17 protein-coding genes are annotated in these 14,758 nt (G+C 70.2%); 9 read left to right on the top strand and 8 right to left on the bottom strand.

From position 1 onward, the window contains the following. Positions 1 to 91: 91 nt before the first annotated feature. Both R2B67_RS08690 and R2B67_RS08685 read left to right on the top strand, forming a co-directional pair. On the top strand, positions 92 to 3,190 hold the full coding sequence (locus tag R2B67_RS08690; RefSeq protein ID WP_317817193.1) for a glycoside hydrolase family 3 N-terminal domain-containing protein: 3,099 nt from the start codon (positions 92 to 94) through the stop codon (positions 3,188 to 3,190). Between the two features lie 58 nt (positions 3,191 to 3,248). Beyond that, the gene (locus R2B67_RS08685) at positions 3,249 to 4,637 is read left to right on the top strand and encodes a hypothetical protein (RefSeq protein WP_317817192.1); all 1,389 of its coding nucleotides are present in this window, start codon (positions 3,249 to 3,251) and stop codon (positions 4,635 to 4,637) included. Between the two features lie 44 nt (positions 4,638 to 4,681). On the opposite strand, the gene R2B67_RS08680 is transcribed toward R2B67_RS08685, so the two are convergent. Further along, on the bottom strand, positions 4,682 to 5,689 hold the full coding sequence (locus R2B67_RS08680; RefSeq protein ID WP_317817191.1) for a YdcF family protein: 1,008 nt from the start codon (positions 5,687 to 5,689) through the stop codon (positions 4,682 to 4,684). A 158-nt stretch (positions 5,690 to 5,847) separates the two neighbouring features. Between R2B67_RS08680 and R2B67_RS08675 the strand changes: the two genes are divergently transcribed. The 3 genes from R2B67_RS08675 to R2B67_RS08665 all read left to right on the top strand — a co-directional run bounded on the left by R2B67_RS08675 (position 5,848) and on the right by R2B67_RS08665 (position 7,554). Then, on the top strand, positions 5,848 to 6,081 hold the full coding sequence (locus R2B67_RS08675) for a hypothetical protein (protein ID WP_030574839.1): 234 nt from the start codon (positions 5,848 to 5,850) through the stop codon (positions 6,079 to 6,081). Between the two features lie 169 nt (positions 6,082 to 6,250). Then, a complete protein-coding gene (locus R2B67_RS08670) occupies positions 6,251 to 7,135 on the top strand; it encodes an AraC family transcriptional regulator (protein WP_317817190.1) in 885 nt (294 codons plus the stop codon). A gap of 176 nt (positions 7,136 to 7,311) precedes the next feature. Beyond that, entirely contained in the window at positions 7,312 to 7,554 is a 243-nt protein-coding gene (locus tag R2B67_RS08665; RefSeq protein WP_109979716.1) for a hypothetical protein, read from the top strand. An 87-nt stretch (positions 7,555 to 7,641) separates the two neighbouring features. On the opposite strand, the gene R2B67_RS08660 is transcribed toward R2B67_RS08665, so the two are convergent. Further along, a complete protein-coding gene (locus R2B67_RS08660; protein WP_030574833.1) occupies positions 7,642 to 7,854 on the bottom strand; it encodes a DUF397 domain-containing protein in 213 nt (70 codons plus the stop codon). Then, entirely contained in the window at positions 7,851 to 8,684 is an 834-nt protein-coding gene (locus tag R2B67_RS08655) for a helix-turn-helix domain-containing protein (protein ID WP_317817189.1), read from the bottom strand. Before R2B67_RS08655 ends, R2B67_RS08660 begins: the two co-directional genes overlap by 4 nt. A 112-nt stretch (positions 8,685 to 8,796) precedes the next feature. Here R2B67_RS08655 and R2B67_RS08650 point away from each other — a divergent pair, with 112 nt between their 5' ends. Both R2B67_RS08650 and R2B67_RS08645 read left to right on the top strand, forming a co-directional pair. Further along, complete coding sequence (locus R2B67_RS08650) at positions 8,797 to 9,210, top strand: ATP-binding protein (protein ID WP_317817188.1); 414 nt, start codon at positions 8,797 to 8,799, stop codon at positions 9,208 to 9,210. Between the two features lie 86 nt (positions 9,211 to 9,296). Then, the gene (locus R2B67_RS08645) at positions 9,297 to 10,271 is read left to right on the top strand and encodes an NAD(P)/FAD-dependent oxidoreductase (protein ID WP_317824803.1); all 975 of its coding nucleotides are present in this window, start codon (positions 9,297 to 9,299) and stop codon (positions 10,269 to 10,271) included. 38 nt (positions 10,272 to 10,309) lie between these two features. Here R2B67_RS08645 and R2B67_RS08640 read toward each other — a convergent pair whose 3' ends face one another. Both R2B67_RS08640 and R2B67_RS08635 read right to left on the bottom strand, forming a co-directional pair. After that, positions 10,310 to 10,498 carry a hypothetical protein gene (locus R2B67_RS08640; RefSeq protein ID WP_237329677.1) on the bottom strand — a complete coding sequence of 63 codons (189 nt, stop codon included), beginning with the start codon at positions 10,496 to 10,498 and terminating at the stop codon, positions 10,310 to 10,312. Positions 10,499 to 10,671: 173 nt separating this feature from the next. Continuing rightward, complete coding sequence (locus R2B67_RS08635) at positions 10,672 to 11,277, bottom strand: hypothetical protein (RefSeq protein WP_317817187.1); 606 nt, start codon at positions 11,275 to 11,277, stop codon at positions 10,672 to 10,674. 305 nt (positions 11,278 to 11,582) lie between these two features. Between R2B67_RS08635 and R2B67_RS08630 the strand changes: the two genes are divergently transcribed. Continuing rightward, positions 11,583 to 12,512 carry a S66 family peptidase gene (locus tag R2B67_RS08630; RefSeq protein ID WP_317817186.1) on the top strand — a complete coding sequence of 310 codons (930 nt, stop codon included), beginning with the start codon at positions 11,583 to 11,585 and terminating at the stop codon, positions 12,510 to 12,512. A 31-nt stretch (positions 12,513 to 12,543) separates the two neighbouring features. On the opposite strand, the gene R2B67_RS08625 is transcribed toward R2B67_RS08630, so the two are convergent. Beyond that, positions 12,544 to 13,143: a GNAT family N-acetyltransferase gene (locus R2B67_RS08625; RefSeq protein ID WP_317817185.1), complete on the bottom strand. Its 600-nt coding sequence runs from the start codon at positions 13,141 to 13,143 to the stop codon at positions 12,544 to 12,546. Positions 13,144 to 13,320: 177 nt separating this feature from the next. Between R2B67_RS08625 and R2B67_RS08620 the strand changes: the two genes are divergently transcribed. Beyond that, entirely contained in the window at positions 13,321 to 13,806 is a 486-nt protein-coding gene (locus R2B67_RS08620) for an RICIN domain-containing protein (protein ID WP_317817184.1), read from the top strand. A gap of 15 nt (positions 13,807 to 13,821) precedes the next feature. Here R2B67_RS08620 and R2B67_RS08615 read toward each other — a convergent pair whose 3' ends face one another. Both R2B67_RS08615 and R2B67_RS08610 read right to left on the bottom strand, forming a co-directional pair. Beyond that, the gene (locus R2B67_RS08615) at positions 13,822 to 14,298 is read right to left on the bottom strand and encodes a hypothetical protein (RefSeq protein ID WP_317824802.1); all 477 of its coding nucleotides are present in this window, start codon (positions 14,296 to 14,298) and stop codon (positions 13,822 to 13,824) included. Then, positions 14,298 to 14,744, bottom strand: coding sequence for a winged helix-turn-helix transcriptional regulator (locus R2B67_RS08610; protein ID WP_317817183.1), 447 nt, complete (start codon positions 14,742 to 14,744; stop codon positions 14,298 to 14,300). Before R2B67_RS08610 ends, R2B67_RS08615 begins: the two co-directional genes overlap by 1 nt. Between the last annotated feature and the right edge of the window lie 14 nt (positions 14,745 to 14,758).

The raw sequence follows: 14,758 nt of genomic DNA, 5'->3' as shown, positions 1-14,758 counted from the left end.
TCACCCGGGACCCCACCGCGTGATGCGCCAACACCACTGATCCGTAACACCGTTCGGCCCACCCGTCGCCAATATGAGAGCGCTCTCACAAATGCCTCGTACTCCGTACCCCCGCCCCCGCAAGGGCAGAAGCAGACCCGCGACAGCCGCCCTGGCCGCCGCCGCGGTCCTGGCCACCCTGCTCGCCGGCGCCGCGCCCAGCCAGGCCGCCGCCGACGACCCGGCCCCCGTGCTCATCGACCGCTTCGAGGGCGAGGTGCCGCTCGGCAACAACCCGCCCGCCGACGCCATCTTCACCTGGGGCGGCGACGCGGACGACCACCCGCAGCTGAAGCTCGCCGAGCGCGCGGACGCCCCCGAGGGCGAGAAGGTCCTCGAAGGCTCCTACGACATCAGCGCCTGGGGCGGGTTCAGCCACGAGTTCGCCGTGGACACCCCGCCGCAGAACTGGACCGTGCACCAGGGCATCCGCTTCTGGTGGTACGGCCAGAACACCGCACCCCTGCCGCCCGGTTCGGGCAAGCGGATCAACTTCGAGATCAAGGACGGCGGCGCCAACGGCGGTGCCTCCGAGCTGTGGACCACCTCCTTCACCGACGACTGGGAGGGCTGGCACCTCGTCGAGATCCCGTTCGCCGACTTCGTCTACCGGGCCGACTACCAGCCCGTCGGCGGCATCGACCAGATCCTCGGCCTGAACGAGATGTGGGGCTACGCCTTCACCATGCCCGGCGGCGCGCCCGGCAGTTTCGCCCTGGACGCCGTCGAGCTGTACGGCAAGGCGGACCCGGCGCTCACCGCGAGCGTGGTCACCGACACGGCCGTGCGCCCGGTGAAGAACGGCTCCAGCGCCGACCTCACCCTCTCCGTCGCCACGACCGGCTCCGTCCCCACCGAGGAGCCGGTCACCGTCACGTACGCCACCAAGGGCGGCACGGCGGTCGCGGGCAAGGACTACACCCCGGTCACCGGCAGCCACACCTTCCCCGCGGGCACTGCCTCCGGCACCACGCACAAGGTGACCGTCCGCACCGCGAAGGCGTCCAAGCCGGCCGAGGCCAAGACCATCCCGCTGGAGCTGACCGTCACCGGCGCCAAGGCCCCCAAGGAGAACCCGCAGGTCGTCATCGACGCCCACGGACTCCCGTACCAGAACGCCAAGCTGCCGGTGAAGCAGCGCGTCGCCGACCTGCTCTCCCGGCTCTCGCCCGCCGAGAAGGCCGGCCAGATGACCCAGGCCGAGCGCAACGCGCTGCGCGCCCCCGGTGACATCGCCGCCTACGACCTCGGCTCGCTGCTCTCCGGCGGCGGCTCGGTCCCCACCCCCAACACGGCCGCCGCCTGGGCCAAGATGGTCGACGCCTACCAGCTGCGCGCCCAGGCCACCCGCTTCCAGATCCCGCTGATCTACGGCGTGGACGCGGTGCACGGCCACAACAACGTCGTCGGCGCGACGATCATGCCGCACAACATCGGCATCGGCGCGGGCCGCGACCCGAAGAGCGCGGAGAAGACGGGCGCGATCACCGCGAAGGAAGTCCGCTCCACCGGCGTCCCGTGGGACTTCGCGCCCTGCGTCTGCGTCACCCGCGACGAACGCTGGGGCCGCAGCTACGAGGCGTTCGGTGAGGACCCGGCGCTGGTCGAGGCCATGGAGACGGTCATCCAGGGCATGCAGGGCGACCCCTCCGGCAAGGACCTGCACCGCAACGACAAGGTGCTCGGCAGCGCCAAGCACTTCGTCGGCGACGGCGGCACCGAGTACGGCTCCGCCACCACCGGCTCGTACACGATCGACCAGGGCATCACCAAGGTCACCCGTCAGGAGCTTGAGGCAGTCCACCTGTCGCCGTTCGCGGAGTCGGTCAAGCGGGGCGTGGGCACGATCATGCCCTCGTACTCCTCGCTCGACATCCTGGGCGACGACCAGGGCCCGGTGAAGATGCACGCCCACGCCGAGATGATCAACGGCGTCCTCAAGGACCGCATGGGCTTCGAGGGCTTCGTCATCAGTGACTGGCAGGCCATCGACCAGATCCCCGGCGACTACCCGAGCGACGTCCGTACGTCCATCAACGCCGGACTCGACATGATCATGGTCCCGACCGCGTACCAGGACTTCACCAAGACGCTGAAGGAAGAGGTCGCGGCGGGCCGGATCAGCCAGGCCCGGATCGACGACGCGGTCTCCCGCATCCTCACGCAGAAGTTCCGCCTCGGCCTCTTCGAGAAGCCGTACGCGGACACCACGCACCTGTCGAAGGTCGGCTCGGCCGAGCACCGCGCGGTGGCGCGTGAGGCGGTCGCGAAGTCGCAGGTGCTCCTGAAGAACGAGGGTGCGGTCCTGCCCCTCAAGCCGAACCAGAAGGTGTACGTCGCCGGGTCCAACGCCGACGACATCGGCAACCAGGCCGGGGGCTGGACGATCAGCTGGCAGGGCTCCTCCGGCAAGACCACTCCGGGCACGACGATCCTGGAGGGGATGAAGAAGGCGGCGAAGACCCCCGAGTCCGTCACCTACTCCAAGGACGCCTCGGCCGCCACGGACGGTCACGACGTGGGCGTGGTGGTCGTCGGCGAGACGCCGTACGCCGAAGGCATCGGGGACGTCGGCAACGGCCACGACCTGGAGCTGACGGCCGCTGACAAGGCCGCGGTGGAGAAGGTCTGCGCGGCCATGAAGTGCGCGGTCCTCATCGTCTCGGGCCGCCCGCAGCTCATCGGCGACCAGCTCGGGAAGATCAACGCGCTGGTGGCCTCCTGGCTGCCGGGCTCGGAGGGCGACGGCGTGGCCGACGTGCTCTACGGCAAGCGGGCCTTCACCGGCCAGCTTCCGGTGACCTGGCCGAAGTCGGAGGCGCAGCTCCCGATCAACGTCGGGGACACGGCGTACGACCCGCAGTTCCCGTACGGCTGGGGCCTCACCACCCTGAAGAAGCCCCCGGCCGGCGGCGAGCTGACCCTCGCGGCTCTCGCCGTGGCCGCGCAGGTCGCGGAGAAGGCGAAGCTGGGGAAGACCCCGGCGGGCAAGGCGATCGTGGACCAGGCGCGGCTGCTGGTCCAGCAGAAGATCGACGGGAAGTTCGGTCAGGGCGTCTCCAAGCCCTTCGCGGAGGCGGACCATCTGCTGCTGAAGGGTGACCTGACGGGCGCGGTGGCCAAGCTGCGCACGGCGTACAGAGCCGCGTAGCCATACGGTCCTCCAGGCGGGCGACGGCGTTCGTCGCCCGCCTGGAGTAGCGTTAAGTATGAGGAAAAGGCTCTTCCCCACGCTGTTGGCGGGCCTGCTGCTCATCATCGCAGCGGCTGCACTCGCCCTGACCTCCCCTGCGTCGGCCGCCCCCGCGGCGACGATCACCGACGCCGCCCAGGCCCTGCGCGAGGACCCGGTCTATGTGGACCCGGCCGCCCGCGATCAGCTCTCCGTCGCTGACGAGAAGGCCCTGGAAGCCACCATCCAGAACGCGGACAAGCCGGTCTTCGTCGCCGTCCTGCCCGACACCGAGGCCTTCCCCGAGGAAGGCCTCCTCACCACCCTGCGCAACGACACCGGCATCACCGGTGTCTACGCCGTCCGCCTCGGCGACGGCTTCGACGCGGGAGCGGACCCGCAGGTCATGCCGGAGCGAGCGGTGAACAACCTCACCGCCTCGGTGAAGAACCCGGCCACCGACACGGACGCGACCTCCCAGCTCAACGCCTTCGTCGACCGGGCCGTCGAACAGGCCCGGGGCACCGCCCCCGCCTCCTGGTCCGGCGGCTCGGGCGCTTCCGACGAATCCGGCGCCCCGGTCTCCGGCCTGATCACGCTCGGCGCCCTGGTGGCGGCGGGCGGCGCGGGTGCGTACGCGATCTCCCGCCGGAACAAGCGTCGCAAGGCGGAGGAGGAGCGGGCGGCCCTCGACAAGCTGCGGGTCGTGGTGGACGAGGACATCACCGCGTACGGCGAGAAGCTGGAGCGCCTGGACTTCCACCCCGCCGAACCGGGCGCCGACGACACCATGCGCGGCGACTACGAACGCGCCCTGGACTCCTACGAGACCGCCAAGCGAAGGATGGCCAAGGCCGAGCACCCGTCCGACGTGCGCGGGGTCACCCAGTCCCTGGAGGACGGCCGCTACTCCCTCGCCGTCCTGGAGGCCCGCCGCACCGGGGCGGCGATCCCGGCCCGCCGCCCACCCTGCTTCTTCGACCCGCGCCACGGCCCCTCGGTCACCGACGTGCTCTGGACCCCCTCCGGCGGCGCGTCCCGTGAGGTCCCGGTCTGCGGCGCCGACGAGATCCGGCTGACCCGGGGCGAGGACCCCATGAGCCGTACGGTCGACGTCGGCGACGGCAACCGCCGCCCGTACTGGGAGGCGGGCCCGGCCTACGGCCCCTGGGCCGGCGGCTACTTCGGCGGCGGCCTGCTCCCCGGCCTCCTGGTCGGCACCATGCTCGGCTCGATGCTCGCCACCCCGGCGTACGCCTCCGAGTACGGCGGCGGTGACTTCGGCGGCGCGGGCGGCGAGTGGGGCGGCGGCGACTTCTCCGGCTCCGACTTCGACTCGTCCGGCTTCGGCGGCTTCGGGGACGGAGGCGGCTTCGGCGACGGCGGAGGGTTCGGTGGCGGCGGCTTCGACGGAGGCGGCTTCTGACAGCTACCGGCCGGTGGGCGGGGCTACCCGGCTGGTGGGCGGGTCTACCGCACCGCCCACCACACGAGCACACCCCCGAGGACGATCAGCGAACACAGCACCGCATTGGTCCGCTTGTAGTCGACGAGGACGGCGGCGAACTCGCGGAGGGTCGCGTTGGGCCAGAAGTACGCGGCGGTGGGCGAGCCCACGACCTGCCCCCGGATCTGCACGCGGCGGGCGGTGAGGGCGGCCCGGAAGGCGTGGTAGTTGTTCGTGACGACGACGCACCGGTAGTCGGGCTTCGCCTCCTCCATGATCGCCTTGCTGAACCGCAGGTTCTCCTCGGTCGACGTCGACCGGTCCTCGCGCCGGATCAGATGGGCCGGAAACCCCTCGGCCACCAGGTGATCGGCCATGGCATGCGACTCCGGCAGCTCCTCGTCCGGCCCCTGCCCGCCCGAGGTGATGAGCAGGGGTGAGCCTCCGCGCCTGGCGAGCCGGGCGTGCACGTCCTGGCCCCGCTTCAGCCGGCTCGCGAGGAGCGGCGGCACGGTGGTGCCGCCGATGAGCCCGGACCCCAGCACGACCACGAAGTCGGCCTTACGGCGCACGCGCAGGCGCCCGTAGAGAAACGCGTAACAGACGAAGCACAGGAACAGGAACGAGAAGTAGAGCGCCAGCCCACCGGCGGCGGCCGCCACCCCGATCAGCACCGGATTCCGCACGCTCACGGCGGCGGCCAGCAGCGCGACGACCCCGACGATGGCGAGGGCGGCGGCCAGCGAGAGCAGGTTGGACGGACTCCTGCCCTCCTTGCGCAGCATGCGTACGCCGTTGACGAAGAGGAAGTACGTCAGCAGAAGGACGGCCACCGCCCCCAGCACGAGCAACGACCAGGCGGCGACCGCGCCCGAAGTGGACTCGGAGCGGATGAGCTCGTACAGCCAGGCGGCCAGGGCGCAGAGCACGGCGAGCCCCAGGACGACGGCGTTGCTGAACTTCCTGCGGTCGTGCAGCACGCTCACGCAGAAGACGAGGAGGAGGAGCGCCGCGGGGGCGTAGACGAGCATGGGCACAGGGTAGGGGGCGGGGTGCGGGCGGTCGACGGCGAGGTGAGCCTCCGGCACGGGCCGGAACACGGGCCGGAACCGGAACGTCCGGCACCTCGAAAATTCAGGGCGCAAATTCAGGGCGTGCCCTTTCCCGGGGCTGAGCCGTTGAACCCGTCATGAAGAAGCGAAGCGTTCTCGCCGCCGTCACTCTCGCCACCGGAGCGGTCATCGCCGCCATCGCCCCGCACCCCGGAGGCGGGGACACCGCCCACGCCGCTGAGCCGCCCATCAGCCTGGGCGCGCTGGACAACGTCAGCGAGCTCGGCAAGGTGGTCGACGGCGCGGCGGAGACGACCTCCTCCACCGCGGGCACGGTGACCACCACCCTCTCCGACGCCCGGTTCAGCTGAACCGACAGACAGACAGGCAGACAGGCACAGGGCGGCCCACCGGGAATATCCGGTGGGCCGCCTTTCGCATGCCTGCCCGCCCGAGCGACCGACCGATCCGGGCACGGACGGTCGGGTCCGGCAGGCTGGTCCCTTCCTACGGTGAACGGGAAAGGAAGGCGGGACAGGGTTGCTGGAACGACTGAACGAGGCCATGGACCACATCGAGTCGCATCTCGGTGAGCGCATCGAGGCCGCGGAACTGGCGCGCATCGCCATGACCTCGGAGTACCACTTCCGCCGGATGTTCTCCGCGCTGGCGGGCGTTCCGCTGGCGGAGTACATCCGCCGACGCCGTATGACCCTCGCGGGCGCCGAGGTGCTCGGCCGCCCGGACCGGACGCTGCTGGACGTGGCCGTGCGGTACGGCTACGACACGGGGGAGGGCTTCGCCCGCGCGTTCCGGTCGGTGCACGGCATCGGACCGGGCGAGGCCCGGCGGAGCGGTGCGGTTCTGCGGTCCCAGCAACGCCTGACCTTCCGGCTCGTCGTCGAAGGGAGCAGTGCCATGCGCTACAGGCTGATGGAGAAGGAAGCGTTCCGGGTGGTGGGGAGGAAGGCACGCGTCCCCCTGATCCACGAGGGGCCTAATCAGGCCATCGCGGAGTTCATCCGTGGCATCGGCCGGGAGGAGCTGGACCGTATCGCGGCCCTCTCCGACCAGGAGCCGGCCGGGCTGGTGGGGGTGAGCGATCAACTCGACCCGAGCCGGGCGGAGGGCACCGAACTGGACTACTACCACGGGGTGGTGACAGGGCAGCAGGAGCCTCCGGCGGACCTGGACTCGCTCACCGTACCGGCCGGTTCCTGGGCGGTCTTCGAGAGCGAGGGCCCGTTCCCGCAGGCCCTCCAGTACCTCTGGCGGGACGTGTTCACCCAGTGGTTCCCCTCGAACCCGTACGCCTCCCGGCCCGGCCCGGAGATCCTGCGCGTGCGGCTGTACGAGGAGGGGAAGCGGGCGGAGGCGGAGCTCTGGATCCCGGTGGAGCGGACGGATCGCGGCCCGATCGCATAGGCGGAAAAGCGCCGGTTTACGGCCAGGGGGCATATGCGCTTCCTGATTGGTCCAGACCTATTGTGCGGGGGCTTGCCGCTCGCTAGCTTTCTCTTGGCGGCGCGCGCTGATCGGTTCGCTTCTACCCATTCACTGATGCACCGTCATGTGCATTGACTGAAAACGGAGTTACCGACATGCGTACACGAATCACCGCGCTCGCGGTCACGGCAGTCGCGGCAGCCGCGATGGTCCTCGGCACGGCCTCCACCGCGTCGGCTGTGGGCGGCGGCTACACGATCCGGGGCCATTACGCGTCCCAGGCGGAGTGCCAGGCCGCCGGGGCGGCCGGCGCCGCCGCCCACATCTGGAGCCCGCTCTTCATCTGTAAGCCGTTCGCGGCGCAGCCGAGCGTCTACGAGCTGTGGGTGCGCTACTAGGCCGTCCCGTACACATGGGAACCGCCCCGTTTCCGGCTGAGTGGCCGGGGGCGGGGCGGGGGTGTGGTGCCGGTGGGGGCGTCGGGCTCAGAGCGCGGTGCCGCTGCCGTGGATGAAGGCGCTCCAGGCGGCGGGCTCGACGGTGAGGACGGGGCCGTCGGTCACCTTGGAGTCGCGGATGTGGATGGCGGCGGGTCGGGTGGCCACTTCTACGCAGGCGCCGCCCTGGTCGCTGCTGTAGCTGGACTTGAACCAGCGGAGGGCGGTGGAGCGGGAGGCCAGGTCGGCTGCGCGGGTCATGTTTCTCCAAGCAGTGCGGCAAGCAGTGCATCCAGTAGCCGGACGCTCTCCTCAACGGTTAGCGCCTGCGACCGCAGCATCCCATATTTCTGCATCAGAGCGCTGACGTGGGCTGGATCGTCGTACAGCTCGGAGCGCATGTGCATCTCGGCGTAGCCGAGCTGATCGTGATCCTGCGTTTCCAAGAGAACGAGTGGCCCGGCGAGACCGGCATGCTTGGGTGTCTTCCGAGGCATGATCTGGATGCTGACGAACGGCAGATCCATGCAGCGCCGCAAGTGAAGAAGTTGCTCACGCATCACCTCGGGATCGCCCAACTCGGAGTACAGGATGCTCTCCTCCAGGATGAAGTGGAGGAGCGGCCGGGGCTTGCGTTCCAGCAGCTTCTGCCGGTCGAGTCGGGTAGTCACCCGGTTTTCGATCTCCTCCACTTCGAGGGGCGGATAGTGGCAGGAGAAGATGAGCCGTGCGTACGCCTCGGTCTGGAGCAGTCCCGGGATGAGCTGGGTCTCGTACCAGAACAGGCTTACGGCGTCCCGCTCGTATTCCACGAAGTCCTGAGCGAAAGCCTTGTAGCGCTCCTCCCTCGGAACCTTCCTCACCGCCACTTCTAACGCCTCCTTGGTGTCCAGCAGCTCGTCCAACTCGATGGCGAAGTCCAGCTTGAGCGCCCGACGCCCCTGCTCCATGGAGGCGATGGTGTCCTCGCCGACCCCGAGCCGCTCGGCCAGGGCCGGCTGGGTCAGCCCTGCCCTCTTGCGAAAGTGGGCGACCTGCGCCCCGATCACATGCCACGAACTGACTCGCCTGTTCCGCTTTCCCGGTTGCATGACGTGCCTTCTCCCCGTTCCATCCCGCTGCTGACCCGTCAGAAGCCGTACAAATGAGATGTACGGCCTTCCACCCTGCATCACCGTAGTCACGTTGTGTGAGCGTGGAAGCATGAACGAGACAACTCAACTCCCCTGCTTCCAGACGGCCTTCTACTGCCGTGACCGCAGCTCCATCCCGGTCGTACGCAAGTTCACCCGCAAGGCTCTGATCGAGTGGGGGTACGAGGAGCGCGCGTACGACGTACTGCTCTGCGTAACCGAACTGGCGACCAACGCCCTCCGCCATGGCGTCCCGCCCGGGCGCGGCTTCCGGGTGAAGGTCTTCCTGGACCGGATGGAGGACGTGATCCGCATCGAGCTGCACGACAGCGGCGACGGCGAGGTCCGGATGGCGGACGGTCTGCCGGGCGTGGAGGACGAGGGCGGCCGTGGGCTGCTGCTGGTCTCGGCGCTGGCGGACAAGTGGGGGGTGGCCGAGCGGAACCCCGGCAAGATCGTGTGGTGCGAGTTCAACCTCGAGTGACCTTGCCGTTTCGGCAAGTGCATTTGTCGTTACGTCTGCTCTGCGCGCACTATCTCCACCAACTGGAGGTGGTCCGTATGACCGACATGAAGCAGCAGCGGTACGACGTGGTGATCGTGGGAGGCGGGGCGGCCGGCCTGAGCGGGGCGCTGACCCTGGCGCGGGCCCGGCGCTCGGTGCTGGTGATCGATGCGGGGGAGCCCCGTAACGCTCCCGCGTCCCATGTGCACAACTACCTGGGCCGCGAGTCGACCCCGCCCGGTGAGCTGCTGGCGATCGGCCGGGGTGAGATGGCCGGGTACGGCGGGGAGATCGTCGAGGGCCGGGTGGCTTCGGCCGAGCGGTTGCCGGGGGAGGGGGAGAAGGAGGGCGGCTTCCGGGTGGTGCTGGAGGGCGGCTCGACCGTCGAGGCGCGCAGGCTCCTGGTGACGACGGGACTTGTGGACGAGCTGCCGCCCGTACCGGGGCTGGCTGAGCGCTGGGGGCGTGAGGTGCTGCACTGCCCGTACTGCCACGGGCGCGAGGTGGCGGACCGCCCGATCGGGGTGCTGTCCACCGGCCCCCTCGCCGTACATCAGGCGCTGATGTGGCGGCAGTGGAGCGGCGACGTCACCCTCTTCCGCCACACGGGCCCGGAGCCGACGGACGAGGAGTACGAGCAGCTCGCCGCGCGCGGGGTGGCCGTGGTGGACGGCGAGGTGTCCGGCCTGGAGGTCACGGACGACCGCTTCACCGGCGTACGTCTGGCGGGCGGCCGGGTGGTTCCGCGCGAGGCCCTCGTGATCCAGGCCCGCTTCACCGCCCGCTCGGCCGTACTCGAATCGCTGGGCCTGGTCCCGGTTGCGCAGGAGATGGGCGGTGAGGTGATCGGTACGTACATCCCCACCGACCCGGTCGGCGCGACGGAGGTGCCCGGTGTCTGGGCGGCGGGCAACGTCACCCGCCTCACCGAACAGGTCATCGGCGCCGCCGCTGCCGGGCTCATGACGGCGGGCGCGATCAACGGCGACCTGATCGCCGAGGACACCCGTACCGCGGTGGAGGCGCGGCGGCGCGGCTGAGGACGAGCGCCCGGACGTAGGGATTCCGGCGGGTGACGTTACGAGAACACGGCCGAGAGGAGGTCCCGCGCCCATCCGAAGAGCGCATGCATCAGCACCGCCAGCAGCACGAAGATCCCGATGATCACCACGGTGACCCAGGAGCAGCCGCCCCCGTCCCCCGCCTCGGGCTCGTCCCGACCGCCCAGCTCCGCGTCGAACAGATCCACGGTTTCGCCCCACCCCATCGCGCACATATCCATCACCGGAGCCCCCGGGCTCCGGGGTGAACTCTCGCACGGGCGGGGCCCGGTGGTGGAGGGGCTGCCGTACTCAGGGCGGGGGTGGAAGGTACTCATGCGGCAAGGTGCTCAGGGGGTGAGGGCGCTGAGGCGCCCGGGCACTCAGAGGGTGAGGGCACTCAGGCGGCGGCGTCGAACCCTGCCTCGTCCACCTCGGTGGTCGGGAGCGGCCCGCCCGCCTCGTCGACCCGGTCGGAGGCGAGCAGCCACGCGCCGTCGGCTCCCCGGGCAAAGGTCATGGTGCGGGGGAGCGACGACTCCTCGCACTCCGGTGAACCGTCCTCGACCTGCTGCGGAGTGCGCGCGAAGTACAGGCGGGTGTGGTCGGTGAGCCGGAGCGTGGCCGTCCGGCCGGTGACGTTCGCGGAGGTGACCTCGACGTCGACCCGGGCCCTTGTGTAGCCGATGGAGATGTCCTCGTACCGCAGGCCCTTCTTCACGAGCGCGGCCAGCTCGCTCCGGGCGCGGGCCGTCATGGCCGGGGTGGTCCGCAGGCGCCCGCTCGCCGCCTCCACCGTCGGACGGGCGGCCGTCACCATGTCGGCCCGCTGCTGGAGGTAACTCCTGGCGAGCCGGGTGAGTTCGGCGGTGTCGGCGGTGCTCGCCGATGGCGTGGTCCGGGGCGGAGACGTCTCGGTGGGGACGGGCAGATAGATGAGGGCGAGCACCGCCACCGTGGCGGTCGCGCCTGCGGCGAAGATGCGTGCTGGTCCTGGACTGGCCATGATCCCCTGATCCCCCCGGTTGCGAGCCGATCGCGCTACTGCATCCTGTGCGTCCCGTGCGTGCTGCGCGTCCTGTACTTCAGGAGTTCCCCGGTGGACGCGCCGTTCCTCCAGGGCGATTTCCGGATTCGAGAATGGCTGATTCCTCTCCGGAGGTCCATGAAAAATAGGTGCCGGGGAGTTCGCGGCCTGTCAGAATCCGCCGCATGTCAGTTCGCTACCCACGCCCCCTGCGTCCCGCTGACCGTGTCGGCGTCACATCTCCGTCGAGCGGAGTCCCGAAAGAGCTTCAGGGACGCCTCGACGTGGCGATCCGCGAGGTGGAGGCCCAGGGGTACGAGGTGGTGGTCGGGCGCTGCATGAGCGGCGACGGTCACGTCAGTGCCCCGGCGGCCGACCGCGCCGCCGAGCTGATGGCGATGCTGACGGACCCCGGCATCAGGGCCGTGGTGCCGCCCTGGGGCGGGGAGACGGCGATCGACCTGCTGCCGCTGCTCGACTGGGACCGCCTGCGTGAGGCCGAGCCGACCTGGCTGGTCGGGTTCTCCGACCTGTCGACCGTCATGACGCCATTCACCCTGCTCACGGGGACGGCCACCGTGCACGGCAACAACCTCATGGACACGCCTTACCGAGTGCCCGAGGGGCTGTTGTCGTGGCTCGACATCGTCTCCGCGCCTGTGGGGCACCGCTTCACGCAGATACCGCCCGGCCGCCACCGGGCCACGGGCTGGGACGACTACCGCACCCGACCCGACGTACGCACGTACACGCTGGACACACCCGGCGGATGGACCCGGCTGGACGGCGAGGGCGATGTCGAGGCCGAGGGGCGCCTGATCGGGGGTTGTATCGAGATGCTCTGCAACCTCGCGGGAACGGCTTTTCTCGACGTCTCCGCCTTTGCCCGGGCCGAGTCCCCGCAGGGGCTCCTCGTCTACGTCGAAGCGGGTGGCGACGACGCCTTCGCCATCTGCCGGAACCTGCACGGGATGCGGCTGGCCGGCTTCTTCGACACGGCGAACGCGATCCTCGTCGGCCGGACCGCGGCGCCCGGCACCGATTCGCTCACCCAGCACGAGGCGGTGCTCGACGCGCTCGGCTCGCTGAACGTGCCCATCATCGCCGATGTGGAGTGCGGGCACGTTCCGCCGTACCTGCCGATCGTCAACGGGGCGCGGGGCCGGGTCGTGCATACCGGGACCCGCAGCGAGCTGACCCAGACGCTGGACTGACGCCTGGGCCGGCTCCCGTACCCCACGTCGCTCAGCCGCGCGGCTCGCGCCACATGCCCCAGAGCTTCGGGCCGCCGTCGCCGGGGAGTTGGAGCTCCTCGCGCACGGTGAAGCCGAAGTGTGCGTAGACGGGGAGGTTGGAGGCCTTGGAGGACTCCAGGTAGACGGGCTGCCCCGCCGCGTCGGCCTTCGCCAGGCCCGAGCGGAGGAGGCGGGCGCCGTGGCCCTGGCCCTGGGCGGCGGGGTCGGCGCCGATCAACGCCAGGGACCAGTGCGGTTCCTGGGGCGTGTGGCGGGCGGCCGTCTCCACGGCGTCGCGGAACAGGCCGGCCCGGTCGCCCAGGAGGTTCTGGAGCTCCTGGATGGTCTCCGCGTCGGGAACGGCCTTGGCCTGCGCTTCCGGTTCCACCCAGAACGCGGCCGCCGCCTCCGTGCGCTCGCACACGCCGTGGTGGACGTACTGCCGGGTGAAGATCGTGGCGAAGTAGCGGGCCAACGTCGCCTGGCGGGAGGCGGCTTCGGGGAAGAACCAGCACATCATCGGGTCGTCATCGAAGGCGAGGGCGAGAGTGCGGCTGATGTCCGGGGCGTCGTCGGCCGTGGCCGTGCGCGGAGCGTTCGATATCGGCATAAAGGCCATTCTGCATGTGTTGATCTTGGACGGTCGGGGCGGGGTGCCGGATCGAGAGCGACGGCTTTGCGCCGGATCACGATCCATTTCCGGCAAGTGGCCTACGGAGAAGGTGAGTTGAGGGGAATCTTTCAACGCCTCAGCACCGCAGTTGCCTACCGTGAAGGGTTGCCCCTCATGTCCACCGTGTTCCGCAAGCTCCTCGTGCCCGCTCTGCTCGCTCTGACGTCCTTCGCCCTGCCGTCACCCGTCGCGGCGGCCGCCACGGCCCCGGCGGCCCCCACCGCCCCGGCCGCCGGCACCATGTGTCTGAACAGCAACTATCCGACGACCCGCATCGTCAACGTCGCCTCGTGCAACTCCGGTTCCAGCCAGCGCTGGACCATCAGCGGTGAGGCGATCTACCAGTCCGCACACCCCGGCATGTGTCTGACCAGCGACTACCCGAGAACCCGCATCGTCAATGTCGAGCCGTGCAACTCCGGGCCCCGTCAGCGCTGGACGGTCAGCGGTGAGGCGATCTACCAGTCCGCACACCCCGGCATGTGTCTGACCAGCGACTATCCGAGAACCCGGATCGTCAATGTGGAGCCGTGCAACCCGTCCGGGATCCGCCAGCACTGGACCGTCCTGGGGGAGCAGATCAGCATGACCCTGGTGTGACCCGCTGATCCGTCATCAGGATGCGCCGGGGCTCTCCTCCGGCTTCGGTGTCCTTCCCGCAACGGCGTTCGCACGCAGGGCGATCGCCGCCCAGACGCCCGCCAGCACCAGCGCGGCCGCCGCCATCGCGGCCAGCTCCGGTGTCTCCGGGCGCCAGCCCAGGGAGAGGCGGGTGCCTATGACGAGGAGGAGGACGGCGATCGTGCCCGGGGAGGGGACCGGCACCCTGGCCGCCGCCGCCCGCAGGACGCCGGCGGTGGCCAGGCCGGTGACGGCCCAGACGCCGACGTACGTCCAGGGCGACCCCGGAGCGGCGGCGAGCAGCCCGTAGTCGTCCGGGCCGAGGCGGAACAGCGAGCCCGCCCAGCCCAGGCCCACCCCGAGGGCGGTGACGCCCACCACCCACAGGGCGTGGCGCCACAACGGGCCGGGTCTCACGGTCACTTCTTCGTCTGCGGCGCCGCCCTCGGTGGACGGGTCAAGGAAATCGATCACGTCTGTATGGACGCGCGGAGGGGGCCGGACGTTGCTTCGGACGGGCCGGACGTTGCGTCGGACGGGCTCGTGAACCGGCCCCGGGCCTCCTCGATATGGCCGAGGTGCCGCTGGGTCCAGTCGCACATGAGGTGGACCGTCCCCCGCAGGCCCTGGCCCGGCTCGGTGAGGGTGTACTCGACCTTCGGCGGCACGGTGGGGTACACGGTCCGCTCGACCAGGCCGTTGCGCTCCAGCATGCGCAGGTTCTGGGTGAGCATCTTGTGGCTGATGCCGTCGACCTCCTTCAGCACCTCGCTGAAGCGCAGGGTGCGGTCACCGAGGGCCTCGATGATCAGGAGCGCCCACTTGTTGGCGACGTCCGAGAAGATCTCCCGCGCCAGGGAGTCCGCGCGCCGGAGGTCCGCCTCATCGGGCGAGCCGCTGAACTGCTTGGTCACCATGAGGTTCCTCCGTC

It is taken from the genome of Streptomyces cyaneofuscatus (assembly GCF_033109485.1).
GTDB lineage: Bacteria > Actinomycetota > Actinomycetes > Streptomycetales > Streptomycetaceae > Streptomyces > Streptomyces cyaneofuscatus.
Note: the sequence above shows the minus strand (reverse complement) of the source record. Positions and strands in the feature narration are given on the sequence as shown.